Here is a 16576-nt window from a genome sequence, read left to right as displayed (position 1 = left end):
GTTGTGTACTACCTGGTCGGCACCTCCGGTTTCCCGAACTACGGCGACGAGCTGATCGCCGCCCTGTGGTTGCGGTACCTGGCCGAGACGGATCCGGAGACCGAGGTCTGGCTTGACTGCCCCAGCCCGGGACCGGCGGCGGCGCTGCTGGGCGGCATCCACCCCAAGGCCCGCTTCACCGACACGTTCTGGCGGTTGTGCTGGGAGGCGCCGGGCGACGACCCGTGGGAGGTCACCCGCTGGGTGCGGCAGGCGATGCACACGCCGAGCATGGCGGTCCGCTGGGTGGCCGGCATCGACGTGGCCGCGCGGGCGCGGGTGGTGCACATCATCGGCGGGGGCTACATCAACAGGATCTGGCCCAAGCACTACGGGCTGATGGCCGCGGCCGTAGGCGCGGTGCAGCGGTCCGGAGGTCGTGCCGTGATGACCGGCCAGGGACTGTCGCCGCTGCCGGAGTACGTGACGCCGCTGGTACGCGGGCTGGCCTCGCACTTCGAGCTCATCGACGTACGAGACAGGCCCTCCGCGGAGCTGATCGGTGATGCGACGACCGTCAGCCGTACCGGGGACGACATGTTCTTCGGAGTCGGCCCGCATCTCTTCCGGCGTCCTGAGGAGCCGCTGCGCGAGGTGATGTTGTGCCTCCAGTCGGACCTGCTCGACATGCCGCGCGGAGCACTGGCGGCGTTCGTGCTGGAGACACTGAACTCCTGGGGCGTCACAGGCGAACGTGTCGGCATCGTGGAAGGCATCCCTGGCGCCGACAGGGCGGTGTTCGACCTCATCGAGCCGGAGCTGCCAGGCGTGCGCTTCTACCCGTTCGCCGGCGTCTGGCAGCACGGCCTCCCGGCAGGCCCGGGCCAGACGTGGATCTCGACCCGGTTCCACGTGCACATGATGGCCGCGGCTGCCGGAGCGAGCGGCGTCGCGGTGTCGATCAACGCCGACTACTACTCCACCAAGCACGGGTCCCTGATCGAGCGTGGCAGCGGCTGGGCCCTCACCGACGGCCTGACCGTCCCGGAACGTCCGGCGTCCGGTGGCTTCGACGCGGCGGCCCTCCGCTCGTACGCGGAAGCAAAGGCCACGGTCGCCGCCAAGATCTACCCCTGAAGCGCTAGGCGGGGCCTCGGGTGAGACTGGGGCGGGCTTCTACCAGGGCGTCGGCGGACGTGCGGAGGGCCTCCATGACGGCGCGGACGGCGGGGCGGCCGTTGGGGGCGGTCTCGGTGCCCGTGCGGGTCCACATGACCATGCGGCGGAGGACGTCGGCCTCGGCGAGCTCGCGGACGACGATGCCGGCCTCGCGTTCGGCGAGGGCCAGGTCGGGGATGAACGCGACGGCGCCGTGGGCGATCATCGCGAAGATGACCAGGAAGTCGTTGGAGCGGTGCCGGATGTCCGGGCGGAACCCGGCCACGTCCACGCAGGTGCGCACCAGGAGGTCGGAGTGGTTGGTGCCGACGTGCCCGGTCGCCCAGGCGGCCGTGGAGAGGTCGGCCAGGCGGACCGGTGCGCCTGACACGGCGAGCGGGTGCTTCTCGGGGAGCGCGATGCGCATGTGTTCGGTGACGAGCACTTCGGAGGTCAGCTCCGCGCGGTTGGGGCGCGGCAGGTGCGAGTACTCGTCGGTCAGGACGATGTCGATGTCTTGCAGGATGAGGGACTGCTGGACGCGGCTGAACTCCTCGTCGAGGACGTCCACGCAGAGGTCGGGGTAGGTGGCGGAGAGCGTAGGCAGCGCGGGGGCCAGGACGTGCAGGAGTGCTGTCTGGAAACCGACGACTTTGACGGTGCCCGCCACGCGGCCGGCTGCGGCGACGGTGGCCTCTTCGGCGCGCTGGGCTTGGAAGAGCAAGGATTCGGCGTGCTCGGCCAGAACTTCGCCTGCGGCGGTGAGGCGCAGGCGGCGGCCCACCTTCTCGACCAGGGGGACGCCCACTTCTTTCTGCAGCTGGGCGAGTTGCTGGGAGACGGCTGAGGGGCTGTAGGCCAGGGCGTCCGCGACGGCCCCCACGGTCCCGAGCTGCTTGAGCTCGCGCAGTATCCGCAGCCTGACCAGGTCCAGCATAGTGAAGCGATTCTTACACATTCCATGCAGAAAAGGTCGCTGGACCTGAAGGTTCGACTCGGGTCAAACTAGAGGTACACCGCGCGGGAACGTCCCCCGGGCCCCGGCCAGGGCCCACCCATCAAGACCCAAAGGACACTCCCATGGTCACGTTCCTCATCCTCTTCGCCGCACTCGCCGTCCTGGGCCCGATCTTCGGGGCCGACTCCCGCGACAGCCTCGACTGGGCCCGCAACAACTTCTGGATGCGGCGCAGGCAGTCTAGAAGCGGCGATAGTCACGCACAGCGAGACGCGGCCCCCGTCGCGGAGGCCCGGCGCCGGACGATTCCAGCAGCCGGGTGACCCGGTACCGATGTCCCGCGTACGGCTCCAGTAGCTCGAGCATCCCGTCGTCGTCGACCTTGCGGCCGGTGAACGCCCAGCCCACGATCCCGGGCAGGTGGTAGTCGCCGACCGAGACGGCGTCGGGATCGCCGAGCGCCCGCTGCCTGATCTCCGCGGCCGTCCAGACCCCGATGCCGGGGAGCGAACGCAGCTTGCGCTCGGCGGGATCGGCCTCCAGCCGGCCCGCCACCCGGGCGGCGCCGATGATCGTACGAGCCCGTACCGCCTCCGCGCCTGAGCGGTGCCATTCCCACGACGGGATGCGCGCCCACACCTCGGGCGGCGGGGGCACTCGCATGTCCGGGGCGCCGGGCGCGGGCTCCCCGAAGCGCCGCAGCAGGTAGCGCCAAGCCCGGAAGGCCTCCAGGCCCAGGACCTTCTGCTCCAGGACGGCGGGCACGAGCGCCTCGAAGACCCGGCCGGTACGGCTGATCCGCAGGCCGGGGCTCCGCACGATCAGGTCGCGCAGGAGCGGATGATCCGGCATGAACTCCTCGGGAACGTCCCGGGCGCCGAGGAGGTCGGGCACTCCGTCGAGCAGCCAGGTTGCGCCAGGGCCCCAGGCGGCGGCGTGGATCGCTGGGCCGGATTCGCGAAGGCTGAGCGTTCCGGGGCCGTCAGGGGTGAACGAGGTGCGCCGGATCGTGCCGTCGCGTCCGATCTGGAACGCGGGATCGCCGTGGCCCCGGCGGTGCGGCGCCAGCGCCCGCCGGACGTCGATCGGCCAGGGCGGCCGCCATTCCCGTTCCAACATCGCATCGCAAGTGTGCCACCACCCTGACGACGGCGAAGCCGCCTCCGGCCGGGGGCCGCCCGGCCGGAGGCGGCTTCCGTGGCCGCTTCTCCGGGTCAGGTGAAGACGCGGATCGCGTGCGCGGCCAGGTTCTTCTCCGCGGACCTGTCGAAGTCACGGACGCGGACGCTGGTCGTCGTGCGCGGCCACTGGGCCTCGACGATCTTGTCCTTGCCGAGGTACAGCGCGACGTGGGTGGTCTTCCAGCCGTACGAGCCACCGCCCCAGAAGATCAGGTCGCCGCGGCGCAGCTCCTTGTAGGAGACCTTCTCGCCCTTGGTGATCTGGAATCCGGTGGCCGGGCCGATGTCCTTGCCGGCGCCCTTCCAGAACGCGTAGGCCGTGAGGCCCGAGCAGTCGTACCCGTAGCGGTTGTAGTCGTCCGCGCTCTCCCTGAAGTGGCCCTTGGGGTTGCCGCAGCTCGGCCCGCCCAGGCCACCGCCGCCCCACGAGTACGGGAGGTTCTTGCCGGTCTGGGAGAGGGCCGCCGCGACGACCCGCTCGATCTTCTGCTCGGAGGTGCCCTCGGCGGAGCCCTTCACGCTGCTCGCCGCGGCCTTGCCCTGGCGGCCGTGGACCGCACCCGCCTCGGCGCAGCGGGGGTCCTCGAAGACGGGTTTGCCGTGGCCGGGTCCGGCCGTCGGCTTGTCGTCGTCACACTTCGGGACGCCGGGCACGAACTTGCTGTGACCCGTTTTGACGTAGTGGTCGGGGACCCAGAAGCCGTCCGTGGTCTTGTCCCAGATATATGACTCGTAGGCCAGCGTGCCCCAGGCCTGGCACTTGATCCGGATCTTGGCGCCTCTGGCGTACTGCTTGTACCGGGTCGCCTTGAGGTCCTTGACCTTGTGGCCGCCGATGGCCTTGGTGGCCGGGAATTCGCGCGGGTCGTCGGCCGCGGCGCCGACGTTTCCCGCCGTCGCCGAATCGGTCACGGTGCTGAGGACGAGGGCGAGAAGTGCCGCCGCGCCGCAGGTGATGGCCATCGCCGAGGCGATGATGAGTTGTGCTCGCCGCTTCACAAGCAAGAGCGAACTCCTTTCGGGCGCACCGGCATGGCCGCCGCGCCCAGCGGGGGCGAGTGGCGGCGGATCACTCCGCTGCCGCGGATCTCTCCACTGCCGCTCTTATGACAAGCCGGTCGGTCGTCGCCGCCGGCATTACTCGTAATCTTTTGGATGGATCTCTTCGGGGGGCCCGGGGAGGGCCCCAAAAAGATCTTGTCATGCTGGTGCGACGGACGACTACTTCTGGGGCGAATGTGGCGAATGACCGTTTCGGTGCGGGGTCCCCGTCCCGTGGCCGTCGCAGGCTGCCCGTCCTCCTGGCGGTCGGCGCCCTGATCGCCGCCGGCGTGGGCGGCGGTGGCGCCTGGGCGCTCGGCGCGTTCTCCGAGTCGTGCAGCGGCGCTCCGCTGGAGGTGACGATCGCCGCGCAGCCCGAGATCGTCCCGGCGCTGCGGACCATCGCGGATCGTTTCAACGTGGAGTCCCGCCGGGTCGGCGGCCGATGCGTCCGGGCACAGATCACGGCGGTCCGCCCGGCCGACTACGTCTGGTCGTCCGCGCAGCGCCAGCGCAGCGACGCCTGGATCCCCGAGTCGTCGCTGTGGCTCGGCGTCGCGCGCAAGGCGGGCCACACGGCCGTCCCCGCGGGTGCGCCTTCATTCGCCACCTCGGCCGTGGTGCTGGCCACCACCCGTCCCGTCGAAGCCGAGTTCCGCGCCGCCCGCGTGGCCCCCACCTGGCAGCTCCTGCTCGTCCGGAAGGCGAAGGGCATCACGCTGGCGCGCCGCACGACCGATCCGGCGAAGGGCATGACCGGCACCGTCGCGATGATCGCTCTCGGCCAGGTCCAGCGGAGATCGGTGAACGGAAAGCTCGTCGGCGAGTTGCGCCGCGGCGTGGAGGTGACCCCGCTGAACGACCTCGCCGGCATGGAACGCTTCGTCCGCCCCCTCGCGGTCACGTCCGAGCAGGCCGTCGTCGCCTACAACGACGCGCACCGGCCCAACCCCGTGGTGGCGCTGCCGCCCCGGGAGGGGACGCTCATGCTCGACCATCCGTTCGCCATCACGAGCCGGGAGCCGCTCCGGCACGACGGCGCGGCGGCCTTCCTGTCGGCGCTGGGCTCCAGGTCCGCCCGCGAGACGCTGCAACGCTTCGGCTTCCGCACGCCGGAGGGGGCGATGGGGACGGCGTACGCGCGCGAGCACGGCCTCACCGAGGCCGCGCCGCGCGTCCTGCGCCTCCCCACCCAGCAGGAGATCGACCAGGCGCTCCGCTCCTGGTCCCGCCGCTGACGCCGAACCCCGCGGCTAGCGCACCTCGATGAACGCGTCGGCGCTGCGCGGCGGACGGTCGCGCGGCGGCGCGGCGGCGTGCCCGACGCCGACCGCGCCCATCGGGTCCCACTCGTCCGGCAGGTCCAGCGCCTCGCGGACGACGTCGCGGCAGAACATCGTGCTCGACACCCAGCAGGAGCCGAGCCCCTCGACCGCCAGCCCGACCAGCAGGTTCTGCACGCCCGCGCCCGTCGCGACGACGAACATCTCGCGCTCGGCGCCCGCCCGGCGCGCGTCCGGGTAGTCGTGCGAGCCGTCCATCACCAGGCACGGCACGATCAGGTAGGGGGCGCGCCGGAGCACGTCCCCGCGCCGCAGCCGCTTGGTGATCGACTCCTCGGTGAAGCCGTCGCGGCGCAGGTCGGCCTCCCAGGCGTCGCGCATCGCGTCCAGCAACGCGGTCCGGGCGTCCTCGGACTCCAGCAGGACGAAGCGCCAGGGCGTCGTGTGATGCGGCGCGGGCGCGGTGATCGCCGCGGCGACCGCCCGCCGGACCGCCGCCGGATCCACCGCCTGGTCGGTGAACTCCCGGATCGTCCGGCGCGCGTGCAGCACGTCGGCCGAGCCGTACCGGAACATGTCCTCCGACGACGGCCGGACGAGCGCACGCCCCCCCGGGCCGTCCTCCTCGGTGACGAGCCCGCCCATGCCGCGGACGACCGCGATCGGCACGCCGCCGAGCTTGCCCTTGACCAGCTCGGCGGCCGACGCGAGCTCGTCGGCGACCGCAGTGATGGTCGCGTCCAGCCGGTTGCCGTGCGCGTCGTCGCGCCCTCGCAGGTCGTCCAGCGGCGCGAGCCCCGCCACCCCGATCGCGGCGTCGGTCAGGCCGATGCGCCACGGGCGGCCGAGCGTGTCGGACACGATGACGGCGACGTCGACGCCGGTGCGTTCGCGCAGCGCATGACGGATCTTGCGGGCCGACTCGTCCGGGTCGGCGGGCAGCAGCAGGACGGTGCCGGGCGCGGTGTTGGAGGCGTCGACGCCGGCTGCGGCCAGCACGAGCCCCTGCCGGGTCTCGACGATCCGCGTCTCGCCGTGGGCGTGCCTGCGGCGGGCCACCACGCGCACGGTCTCGGCGTCGATGGCCTTCTCGCGGTCGTCGGCGACGAGCACCCGGCCCTCGGCCTTGCTCACGATCTTGGACGTGACGACGAGGACGTCGCCGTCCTCGATCGCGCCGTCCGGGACGAGGGCGGCGATGTCGTCGCCCTCCCGCACCTCCGGCAGGCCCTGGAGCCCGAACACCTCCAGCCTCACGCCAGCTCCTCGGCCAGGTCGAGGGCGGCGCGGGCGATGGCCGCGGTGGCCTCCGGATCGCTCATCAGCAGCGGACGGGACCGCACCTCCATGCCGTCGACCCGTACGCCGGAATCCGCCTCGGCCACCAGCCAGCCGTTCACCAGGTCAGGCCCGTACAGCTCGGCGACGGCCTGCGCGGAGGTCTCCACGCCGATCGCGGTGAGGCACGCGTCGGCCATGCCCCGCACCGGCGCGCCCCCGATGATCGGCGAGACCCCGACGACGGTCTTGGCCGCGACCGCGGCGCGGACGCCCGGCACCGACAGGATCGTGCCGACGCTCACGACCGGGTTGGACGGCGGGAACAGCACGACGTCGGCGGCCTCGATCGCCTCCAGCACGCCCGGCGCGGGCTTGGCGTCCCCGGCGCCGACGAGCGCGATCGACTCCGCCGGGATCGCGGCGCGCAGCCGCACCCACCACTCCTGGAAGTGGATCGCGCGGCGGCCCTGCTCCGGGTCGTCGATCACGACATGCGTCTCGACCTGGTCGTCGGTCATCGGGATCAGCCGCACGCCCGGCTTCCAGCGGTCGCACAGCGCCTCGGTGACGGCCGACAGCGGATAGCCGGCGGCGAGCATCTGCGTGCGCACGATGTGGGTCGCGAAGTCGCGGTCGCCGAGACCGAACCAGCCCGGCCCGACCCCGTACTCCAGCAGCTCCTCCTTGACGGTGAAGCTCTCGCCGGTGCGGCCCCAGCCCTGGTCCTCGTTGATGCCGCCGCCGAGCGTGTACATCACCGTGTCCAGATCGGGACAGACCCGCAGTCCGAACAGCGTGATGTCGTCCCCGGTGTTCCCGATCACAGTGATCTCGGCCGCGGGGGCGGCCGCCTGCAGTCCGCGCAGGAAGCGGGCTCCGCCGATGCCGCCCGCCAGCGCCACGATCCTCATGCGGGCCAGCCTAGGGCGCCCGGGCCCCCGCCTCTGACGCCGGTCCAGCTCTTGGACCGCCCTTGGCCGCCCCGTGGAGCGGCGAGGCGCCCGGCGGGACGCGGCGGAGGAACGAATGAGACATGGCGGGGTACATCCCGGGTAAACACGCCGGTGGATGATCATTGCCGGGCGGACGCCGGGCGGCGCAATGTGCAAAGCTTTGGGTAGGAAACCGATTCCCTCTGTCTGGAGAGATGGTCGTGAATAAGGAAGCCGTCCAGCGTCTGCGTGAACCGGCCGCCTGGGCACTGGTCGCCTCTGCCGGCCTGCAACTGCTCGCCGGGATCATCGGCCTCCTGTCCGGAGACAGCTTCAAGTACAACGCGTTCTCCGAGATCTCCGGGGGGACTTTCACCAGCGTCGCCGTCGTCGGGCTGCTGGTGCTCGCCGTGTTCCTCGTCACCTGGATCGACCCGCCCACCCCGCAGGCGCGCACCATCGTGATGGGCGCCCTCGGCGTGCTCGGCGGCATCGCGCTGTTCACCATCATCGCCTGGCTGGCGGGCATGCTCGCGGGCGGCGACGGCCCGGCCGAGATCAAGATCAGCGCTTCGGCCAAGCTCGCCGCGTTCCTGATGGGCGTGGCCAAGCTCGCCGTGATCGGCATCGGCGGCTGGTTCGTCTTCACGGTCTTCCAGAGCATGCAGCCGGCACGTCCGAAGGCGCCCGCTCCCGGCCAGGTGCCCGGCGCGTACCCCGACTACGGCTACCAGCAGGGCCAGCAGGGCCAGCCGAGCCAGCCGCAGTACGGCCAGCAGCAGGGCTACGGCGACCAGCAGCAGTACGGGCAGCAGGCCGGTTACGACCAGCAGCAGGGCTATGGCCAGCAGCAGTACGGTCAGCAGGCGTACGGCCAGCAGGGCGGCTACGACCAGCCCCAGCAGGGCTACGGCGACCAGCAGCAATACGGTCAGCAGTACGGGCAGCAGGCGGGCTACGACCAGCAGGGCCAGCCAGGTCAGCAGGGCCAGCAGGGCGGCTACGACCAGGGCCAGCAGTACGGCAACCAGGCCGGTTACCAGCAGCAGCCCGCCGCCGAGGAAGAGGGCGCCGGCGAGTGGACGCGGGCCTACGGCGGTTCGTCCGATGAAAGCGGCCAGTCCGGCGGATACGGCCAGCCCGGATACGGACAACAGGGGCAACAGGGTCAGCAGGGCGAGCAGCGCCCCGAAGAGGGCGGCGACTGGTATCGGGACAACCGTCCGCCCCAGTGAATATCTGACGGCCGGAACTGATCATTGGTCAATCTCGATCCGCGTGGTCCCCAAATAGCGTCCTATGTCCCCCCGGAAACTTCTTCCGCTTGACGGACCGGGCACTACACGCGTGTAATTTCGTGCGTGTAGTTCTATGCCTTCTCGGGGGATGGAGCTCGAGGGAAGGCATTGACCAGGGGGCTCCACGGGCTAGGAGGTGCGCTGTGAGCGAGGTAGTGATCCCGCTGGCGCACGGCACAGACGGTGAAGAGTTGGGCTGGCAGGAGCGCGCACTGTGCGCGCAGACGGACCCGGAGGCATTCTTTCCGGAGAAGGGCGGCTCCACTCGCGAGGCCAAGAAGGTGTGCCGGGCATGCGAGGTGCGGGCGGAGTGCTTGGAGTACGCGCTGCAGCACGATGAACGTTTCGGTATTTGGGGGGGACTGTCCGAGCGCGAACGTCGCAAGTTGAAGCGCCAAGCCGTCTGAGAGGGTGAGCTCTGGGCCCTCGGCCGAGGGCGACTCCCCGATCTAGGGGGATCCCAGGGCGGGTCTCCCGGGGCACGCGTACAGTTGGCAGCCGTGCCGGCCATGGGCCGGCACGGCTGCTGACCGTCGACCCCCAACGAGCGTCCCTTGTCGACTCCACTTCCCCGCCCATCCGATCGTCACGTCGTCACGGCGGTCCTCGTCGCGCATGAGGGTGCGCGGTGGCTGCCGGAGACGCTCAAGGCGCTGCTGACCCAGACGAGGCCGGTGCAGCGCCTCGTCGCGGTGGACACCGGCAGCCGCGACCGCGGTCCGGCCGTGCTGGCGGAGGTCGTGGGCGCGGGCAACGTGCTCACGCTGCCCCGGACGACCGGCTACGGCGCGGCGCTGGCCGAGGCGATGCGGCATCCCGCGGCCTCGGTGCCGGTCCCGGACGACGCCCCGGGCGAACCCCGCACCGAATGGATCTGGCTGCTCCATGACGACTCGGCGCCCGCGCACGACGCGCTGGCGCTGCTGCTGCGGGTGGCCGACTCCGACCGCAACGCGACCGTGCTGGGCGCCAAGCTGCGCGACTGGGCCGACCGCAGGGTGCTGCTCGAACTGGGCGTCACCGTCGACGGCGCCGGCCGGCGCGAGACCGGCCTCGATCGCAGCGAGTTCGACCAGGGCCAGCACGACGGCGTCAAGGACGTGCTGTCGGTCGGCAGCGCCGGGATGCTGGTGCGCCGCGACGTCTGGGAACGGCTGGGCGGCTTCGACCCGGAGTTCGGGCTGTTCCGCGACGACCTCGACTTCTGCTGGCGGGCGCACGCCGCCGGGCACCGCGTGGTCGCCGTCAGCGACGCGGTGGTGTTCCACGCCGAGGCGTCCCGCCGCGGTGTGCGCGAGATCGGCCTGTCGGCCGAGTCGCCGCGCCGCCGCGACCGCCGCAACGCGCTCTACACGCTGCTGGGCAACCTGCCCGCGTTCCCGATGGTGCGGGCCCTGGCGCGCAACATCTGGTCGACGTTCGCGCGGGTCCTGTTCCTGCTGGTGGTCAAGCAGCAGCAGGCGGCCAAGGACGAGCTGGCCGCGCTCGGCGACGTCCTGCGCGGCCCACGCCGGTTGAGGCGCGCACGTGCCGCGCGGTCGGACGGCCGCAGGCACGTCTACCACTCCATCAAGCGCTACCAGCCTCGCTTCGTCGCGCTGCGCCGCACCTTCGAGGCGCTGGCGAACCACCTCGCGGCCAAGAGCGCGGCCGGCCGCCGCCACGACGACGAGGACGCCCCGGTCCCGGACAGGCCGAGCGCCGTCCGCCGGTTGCTCGCCCATCCGGGGCTCGTGCTCGTCCTCGGCCTCACCGCCGTCTCGATCGCCGCCGAACGCTCCCTCCTCACGGCCGCCGGGCGGCTGGGCGGCGGCGCGCTCGTGCCGGCCTGGGGCGGCGCGGACGAGCTGTGGGCCCAGTACCTCTCGGGATGGCACCCGGCCGGCCTCGGCTCGGACGCGGGCAGCCCGCCGTACCTGGCCGTGCTGGCGCTGCTCTCCACGCTGACGTTCGGCGAGCCCTGGATCGTCGTCTCGGTGCTCCTGCTCGGCAGCGTCCCGATGGCCGGGGTCACGGCCTATCTCGCCGCGCGGCTCGTCGTCCCCGGCGACCGGGTCTCGGGGCGCCGCGTCCACCATCCGCGCCGCCGCGTCCCCGCGCCGTACGTCCGGGCGTGGTTCGCGGCCGTCTACGCCCTGCTGCCCGCCGCCACCGGCGCCATCGCGGGCGGCCGGCTCGGCACCGCCGTGGTGATCGTGCTGCTCCCGCTGATCGCCGTCCAGGTGGCGCGGATGTACGGCCTCCCCCGGAAGGCGGTGCCCGCCGATCCGGCGCTGCGGCGCAAGCGCGCGGCCCGCGCGGCCTGGAGCGTCGCGCTGCTGCTCACCGTGGCGATGGCGTTCGTCCCGCTGACGTGGCCGCTCGCGCTCATCGCGGGCGCGCTCACCCGGGTGCTCTTCGACGGGCGGGCGCGCGGCCTCGGCCGCCGCAACCTGGCCGTCGCGCTGGCGACACCGCCGCTGCTGCTCCTGCCGTGGACGGTGGGCCTGCTGCTGCACCCGTCCCGGTTCCTGCTCGAAGCCGGGCTGCACACGGCGGCCACGCCCGCCGCCACCGCCCGCGACCTGCTCGCGCTCAACCCCGGCGGTCCCGGCACCCCGGTCCGCTGGACGATGTACGGGCTGCTCCTCATCGCGATCTGCGCCCTCCCGCTCCGCAGCCGCCGGACGGCCGTGCTGGCGGGCTGGATGCTGGCCATCTTCGGCGGCCTCACCGCGATCCTGGTCAGCATGGCCACGGTGCCCAAGGGCGCCGACGAGGCTCCCGCCTGGCCGGGCGTGGCGCTCGTCTTCGCCGCGGCCGGCGTGCTCCTGGCCGCCACCGCGGCCGTCCAGCGCGGTGTGGAGGTCCTCGCCGGCCGGCATCTCACCTACCAGGCGGGCGGAGCGGTGGTCGTCCTCGCCGCCCTCAGCGTGCCCGTCCTCGCCGCCGGCGTCTGGGTCGCCCAGGGGGCCGGCGGCCCGCTCGGCAAGGTCGACGCGGACGTCATCCCCGCGTTCGTGACCGGCCCCACCGCGCCGCGGACCCTGGTCATGCACCGCGAGGGTTCCGGCCGGGTCGCCTACACCGTGCTCCGCGGCCGCGAGCCGATGCTCGGCGAGGCCGAGACGCCGGTGAACGCGACGGCGCGGCGCCGGATGGACGGGTTCGTCGCCGGGCTCGCGGGCGGCCGGATCGGCGACGCCCCGGCGCTCACCCGGATGGGCGTCCAGTACGTCCTCGTGCCCCGGCCCGACCGCGACGCCCTCACCGCCGTCCTCGACGCGAACCCCGAGCTCGGCCGGCTCAGCCGGACGCGCGACTTCGGCGCCTGGCGGCTCCCCTCGGCGTCCGGCCGGCTGATGGTGCTTGACGACGAGGGCGTGACGCCGCTGGCCGTCGGGGAGGCGCCGTCGGTCTCCACGACCGTGACCATCCCCGCCGGCGCTGGGCCGCGGACGTTGCTCCTCGCCGAGCCCGCCGACGGCGGCTGGCGGGCCGAGTTCAACGGCGCCGAGATCAAGTCCAAGACCGTGGACGGCTGGGCCCAGGGCTACGAGCTGCCGGCGGGCGGCGGCGAGTTCGAGCTGTCGCGGGGCATGCTGCTGCGGCATCTGTGGGTCGGAATCCAGGGCGTCGCGGTCCTGCTGGTCGCCGTCTTCGCGCTGCCCGGCGTCCAACTGGAAGGCCAGGTCATCTCGGGCGGGCATGGGCGGCACGGCCGGTCGCGCGGCGGTCGCCGGGCGCGGGCCGCGGCGGGCTCGCTGGCCCGCCGGGCGGAGGGCATCCGCCGCCGTCGCGGCGCCCGGCCGGAGGCCGAGGACGAGCTCGCGGCTGAGGCGACCGGTGGCGTCGTCGTCCCGGCTCCGAGCGAGTCTCCGGAGGCCACGGGCACGGGCCCGATGGAGACCGTCGACTTCCCGCGGATCGAACCCGCCGGACGGGCGGGCACGGGGTCCGAGGAGCGTTCGTAGATGGACAGGATCCTCCGCCTGCTGGGCTCCCGCTACGCCACGGCCGGTCTCGTGCTGGTCGCGCTGCTCGCGCTGTACGGTGCCGCGACCCTGTCCCGTCCCGACGAACGCACGCGGGCCGCGGCCAAGAGCGTCGAGGCGCCGGTCACCTCGGCCTTCCTGGTCTGCCCCTGGGGCGGCGAGGACGGACGCATGAGCCTCCTGACGCCTCCCAAGGACAGCGCGGGAGGCACGTCCGGCGGCCGGGTCGACGTCATCCAGACCACCGACGGCAAGGCGATCGCCTCGGTGCCCACCGCCGGGACGTTCCTGGCCGAGGACGTACGCCGCGCCAAGAACGGCTCGTACACCGTCCGGGGCGGCGGGGGGCTCGCCGCGGGGCTGGAGGCCGAGCGGACCGTCTACTGGGGCAGCGGCCCGGATCGCGGGCTGGCCGGCACCCGATGCGCCCGGCCGGGCACCGACCTGTGGTTCCTCGGCCCGGGACCGGACGCCGCCGAGCGCGTCGACCTCTACCTCACCAATGTGGACGCCCAGCCCGCCTCGGTCGACGTCACCGCGATGTCCGGCGAGGGGCCGCTCGACACCGTGGACGGCCACGGCACCCCCGTCGAGCCGTACAGCACCAAGGTCATCCGCATCGGCGCGTCGGCCGAGGGGCTCGGCGACATCGTGAAGGCGGCGCGCGATCTGGCACTGCACGTCCGTGCCGCGACCGGGCGGGTGGCGGCCTCCGTCCGGGTCCGGATCGGCAAGAAGAAGGGCATCGAGTGGATGCCCCTGTCGCCCGCGCCCGCGACGTCGCTCGTGGTCCCCGGCGTGCCGGGCGGCGGCGGGCGGCGGCAGCTGCTGGTCGGCGTGCCGGGCGAGCAGGACGCCCGGATCCGGATCCAGGTGATCACGGCCAGCGGCGCGTTCGCTCCACAGGGACAGGATGTGCTGGACGCCCCCGCCGAGACGGTGACCCCGTTCGACCTCGACCGTGCCCTCTCGGGCAAGGCCGCCGCGGTCCGGCTCGTCTCGGATCGGCCGATCGTCGCGGGCCTGTCCGCGCAACGCGGCGCCGACGTCGCGCTCGGCACCGCCACGCTCCCGCTCGGCGCGTCCGGCGGCCTGGTCACCGACAACCGTTTCTCCGCGTACGTGCAGCTGACGGCGCCCGCCGCCGCCGCGACCGTCCGGGTCACCTCGGTGGACGCGCAGGGCCAGGGCACCCCGAAGGACGTCCCGATCGGGGCGGGGCGGACGGTGGAGATCAAGCTCGCCGCGCCGCGTCCGGGCGACGCGGGGTACGGCACGCTGATCGTTCCGAGACCCGGCTCGGGGCCCGTGCACGCCGCCCGGACCCTCTCCACGGGCAAGGGCGACAAGGGCCTGTTCACGATCATGCCCATCGGCCCGGCCCTCGGTACCGTCACGCTGCCACCGGTGGGCGACTCGCAGACCGCGCTCATCCCCTGAGCGCGCTGTGAGCCCCGTCCCCTCGGGCGGGGCCCACCGCGGGAGCGAAAAGGGTCGGTCCGCTCCCGTTACCGCGGTCCGCCGTGCTCTCCTTGATCAAGGGATGAACGGGCGAACACGTCAATCATGACGCCAGAGCCGAGTCTCGGGAAAGATGCCCTGGTTCCATTATTGAGTGGTACTGGGGAAGCCGGAGAGAAAGGCGAAGACGCTGCCTCTGGAACGCGCCGAGCCGCAGGTCAACACCTTGTTCTGATCGGTATGGCGGGGCCGCCGGGAGGGGCGGCGGCCCCATTTCACGAGACCCGGACTAGAGCCGTGGCACTATCAGCGGGCGGTCGAGGAAAGTGCGTCGTGCATCAGCCCGAGAGGTCCGGCGCCATTGGTCTGGTTGAGCCAAGTCGTCGCGTAGTCGTCGGTGTACCGGGCCTTCCAGCCGGTGCTTTCGGCGCCCTTGTTCTTCACCGTGCTGTGCTCCAGGCCCTGCCCCGACGCGTAGATCCACTTGTGCTTCGCACGCATCCCGGTCGCCGAGCCGCTGGTGATCATGTCGTCGTCGCTCGCCCCGATGAGGGTCCAGTCGGTGCCGCCGGCGGCCTGCGGGTTCTGGCCGGCCCACGAGAGGAAGCCGCTGCCGGGCCGCATGTCGCTGCACTGCTTCCAACCGCGGAGCGCCGTGCACGTGGTGGCCCAGCCGGTGCCCGTGTGCGGGGCGCTGAACGTGACGACGTCCCGGATCTGGAGACTGTCGGGCCAGTCCGCGTTCTGGCCGTACCGCCGCACGCCCTCGATGGCGGCGCGGACGATCAAGCCGCCCATCGAATGGCCGACCACGTCGACGGGCTCGCCCTGCTTGGTGTGGTTGTCGTGGATGTCCCAGGCGAGCTTGCGGCCCAGCTCCTGGATCCGGGTGTTGAGGGTGCCGTTGAACTTGCGGGTGCAGCGGGTGTCCTTGGCGTAGAAGCCCCAGGTGACCAGGCTCCCGGTCCAGCCCCGGCCGGTGAGCGCGGCCTTGGCCGCCTTCCAGGCGCTCTCGCAGTTGATCTGCGCGTCACCCGCGCTGGAGTGGTTCCAGTCGATTCCATGGACGAAGTAGACGGCTCCGGCCGCCGCGGTGGGTGCCGCGGTCGCGGGCGACGCGGCCTGGGCGGAAGCCGGAACGCTCAGGATGCCGGCCGCGGCCAGCATGGCGATCGCCGACGCGACGGCCTTGCGCGGGGAGGGGGGCATGCGCGGGCCCTTCATGACACGCCATGGCCATGATCCGAATGATCATGACATTGCGGTGATCATGACGGCTGAAACCTGATCGCGCCAGACCCCTGAGCACTACGCGGCGCAGCCCCGGCCTTTTCGCCCGCCTGGCCCCGGCCACACCCGCCCGAGCATTCACTCCGGCCGTCGATCGATCGCTCCAGGCGGCGGGCAGGCGTCCAGCCGATGCGGCAGGGCAGGGCGATCGGCCGAGCGGTCAACCGAGCCGCAGTGCCGGCGGGCGGTCACGCGGCGTTGGCCGGCAGGTGGTCACGCGGCGTTGTCCGGCAGGCGGCCACGACCGCACTGCCGAGCGGGAGGTCAGTCGTCGGGGGTGTCGTAGCTCGGGTCGACGGACTCGGGGGAGAGGCCGAGCAGATCGGCGACCTCCTCGACGAGGAGGTCGCGGATGAGCCTGCCGAGCTCGCGGTCGCCGGTGGCGCGGGCCTCGGCAGGGCGGCGGAAGACCACGATCCGGACGGGACGGCCGTTGTCGCCGGGCACGGTCTGGCCGAGCGGGACGGGCCCGTCGAACCAGGGCTCGAGATCCGGGACGTCCTCGACGGCGAACTCCACCTGGGCGAGCTCGCGGCCCCAGCGCTGCTCCAGCCGGCGCACCTCGTCGCGGACGAGGTCGTCGAAGCGCTCCGCGCGGGTGCGGGAGATCGGCGTCTGAGGGGGTGTCAGAGGGCCACGCAGGCCGCGGCCGTACCGGTCGCGGCGACGCACGCCTGCCACACGGGATCGCACGGGGACCAGACTACCCGCCCGGCCCCCTGGTTCCTCCTTCCCGGCCA

The 16576-nt window shown here is 72.6% G+C and carries 13 protein-coding genes; 6 read left to right on the top strand and 7 right to left on the bottom strand.

Annotation, left to right across the window (positions count from 1 at the left end; genetic code table 11):
* Positions 1 to 3: 3 nt before the first annotated feature.
* On the top strand, positions 4 to 1116 hold the full coding sequence (locus tag ACGFNU_RS24960; RefSeq protein ID WP_392597226.1) for a polysaccharide pyruvyl transferase family protein: 1113 nt from the start codon (positions 4 to 6) through the stop codon (positions 1114 to 1116).
* A gap of 4 nt (positions 1117 to 1120) precedes the next feature.
* Here ACGFNU_RS24960 and ACGFNU_RS24955 read toward each other — a convergent pair whose 3' ends face one another.
* The 3 genes from ACGFNU_RS24955 to ACGFNU_RS24945 form a co-directional block, all read right to left on the bottom strand.
* A complete protein-coding gene (locus ACGFNU_RS24955; protein WP_392597225.1) occupies positions 1121 to 2074 on the bottom strand; it encodes a LysR family transcriptional regulator in 954 nt (317 codons plus the stop codon).
* Between the two features lie 261 nt (positions 2075 to 2335).
* Positions 2336 to 3214, bottom strand: coding sequence for a DNA-3-methyladenine glycosylase family protein (locus ACGFNU_RS24950; RefSeq protein ID WP_392597224.1), 879 nt, complete (start codon positions 3212 to 3214; stop codon positions 2336 to 2338).
* 95 nt (positions 3215 to 3309) lie between these two features.
* Entirely contained in the window at positions 3310 to 4275 is a 966-nt protein-coding gene (locus ACGFNU_RS24945; protein ID WP_392597747.1) for a C40 family peptidase, read from the bottom strand.
* Positions 4276 to 4514: 239 nt separating this feature from the next.
* Between ACGFNU_RS24945 and ACGFNU_RS24940 the strand changes: the two genes are divergently transcribed.
* Positions 4515 to 5555 carry a substrate-binding domain-containing protein gene (locus tag ACGFNU_RS24940; RefSeq protein ID WP_392597223.1) on the top strand — a complete coding sequence of 347 codons (1041 nt, stop codon included), beginning with the start codon at positions 4515 to 4517 and terminating at the stop codon, positions 5553 to 5555.
* A 15-nt stretch (positions 5556 to 5570) separates the two neighbouring features.
* On the opposite strand, the gene ACGFNU_RS24935 is transcribed toward ACGFNU_RS24940, so the two are convergent.
* Positions 5571 to 6857: a coenzyme F420-0:L-glutamate ligase gene (locus tag ACGFNU_RS24935; protein ID WP_392597222.1), complete on the bottom strand. Its 1287-nt coding sequence runs from the start codon at positions 6855 to 6857 to the stop codon at positions 5571 to 5573.
* Entirely contained in the window at positions 6854 to 7792 is a 939-nt protein-coding gene (cofD, locus tag ACGFNU_RS24930; RefSeq protein ID WP_392597221.1) for a 2-phospho-L-lactate transferase, read from the bottom strand. The genes ACGFNU_RS24935 and cofD overlap by 4 nt, the downstream gene beginning before the upstream one ends.
* Positions 7793 to 8034: 242 nt before the next feature.
* Between cofD and ACGFNU_RS24925 the strand changes: the two genes are divergently transcribed.
* From ACGFNU_RS24925 to ACGFNU_RS24910, 4 genes are all read left to right on the top strand, one after another.
* Positions 8035 to 9048 (top strand): hypothetical protein, encoded by a 1014-nt coding sequence (locus tag ACGFNU_RS24925; protein WP_392597220.1) that lies wholly within the window; start codon positions 8035 to 8037, stop codon positions 9046 to 9048.
* 206 nt (positions 9049 to 9254) lie between these two features.
* Positions 9255 to 9518 (top strand): WhiB family transcriptional regulator, encoded by a 264-nt coding sequence (locus tag ACGFNU_RS24920; protein ID WP_067487041.1) that lies wholly within the window; start codon positions 9255 to 9257, stop codon positions 9516 to 9518.
* Positions 9519 to 9665: 147 nt separating this feature from the next.
* Positions 9666 to 13064: a glycosyltransferase gene (locus ACGFNU_RS24915; RefSeq protein ID WP_392597218.1), complete on the top strand. Its 3399-nt coding sequence runs from the start codon at positions 9666 to 9668 to the stop codon at positions 13062 to 13064.
* Positions 13065 to 14525 (top strand): DUF5719 family protein, encoded by a 1461-nt coding sequence (locus tag ACGFNU_RS24910; protein ID WP_392597216.1) that lies wholly within the window; start codon positions 13065 to 13067, stop codon positions 14523 to 14525.
* 327 nt (positions 14526 to 14852) lie between these two features.
* Here ACGFNU_RS24910 and ACGFNU_RS24905 read toward each other — a convergent pair whose 3' ends face one another.
* Entirely contained in the window at positions 14853 to 15755 is a 903-nt protein-coding gene (locus ACGFNU_RS24905; protein WP_392597215.1) for an esterase/lipase family protein, read from the bottom strand.
* Between the two features lie 345 nt (positions 15756 to 16100).
* Positions 16101 to 16529 carry a metallopeptidase family protein gene (locus tag ACGFNU_RS24900; protein ID WP_392597213.1) on the bottom strand — a complete coding sequence of 143 codons (429 nt, stop codon included), beginning with the start codon at positions 16527 to 16529 and terminating at the stop codon, positions 16101 to 16103.
* Between the last annotated feature and the right edge of the window lie 47 nt (positions 16530 to 16576).

It is taken from the genome of Spirillospora sp. NPDC048911, from assembly GCF_043198015.1.
In the GTDB taxonomy this organism is placed as follows: domain Bacteria; phylum Actinomycetota; class Actinomycetes; order Streptosporangiales; family Streptosporangiaceae; genus Spirillospora.
Note: the sequence above shows the minus strand (reverse complement) of the source record. Positions and strands in the feature narration are given on the sequence as shown.

Excerpts from the sequence above, each read along its gene's own strand:
- cofD (WP_392597221.1), bottom strand. The coding sequence starts at position 7,792 with ATGAGGATCGTGGCGCTGGCGGGCGGCATCGGCGGAGCCCGCTTCCTG.
- ACGFNU_RS24950 (WP_392597224.1), bottom strand. The coding sequence starts at position 3,214 with ATGTTGGAACGGGAATGGCGGCCGCCCTGGCCGATCGACGTCCGGCGG.
- ACGFNU_RS24905 (WP_392597215.1), bottom strand. The coding sequence starts at position 15,755 with ATGCCCCCCTCCCCGCGCAAGGCCGTCGCGTCGGCGATCGCCATGCTG.
- ACGFNU_RS24910 (WP_392597216.1), top strand. The coding sequence starts at position 13,065 with ATGGACAGGATCCTCCGCCTGCTGGGCTCCCGCTACGCCACGGCCGGT.
- ACGFNU_RS24955 (WP_392597225.1), bottom strand. The coding sequence starts at position 2,074 with ATGCTGGACCTGGTCAGGCTGCGGATACTGCGCGAGCTCAAGCAGCTC.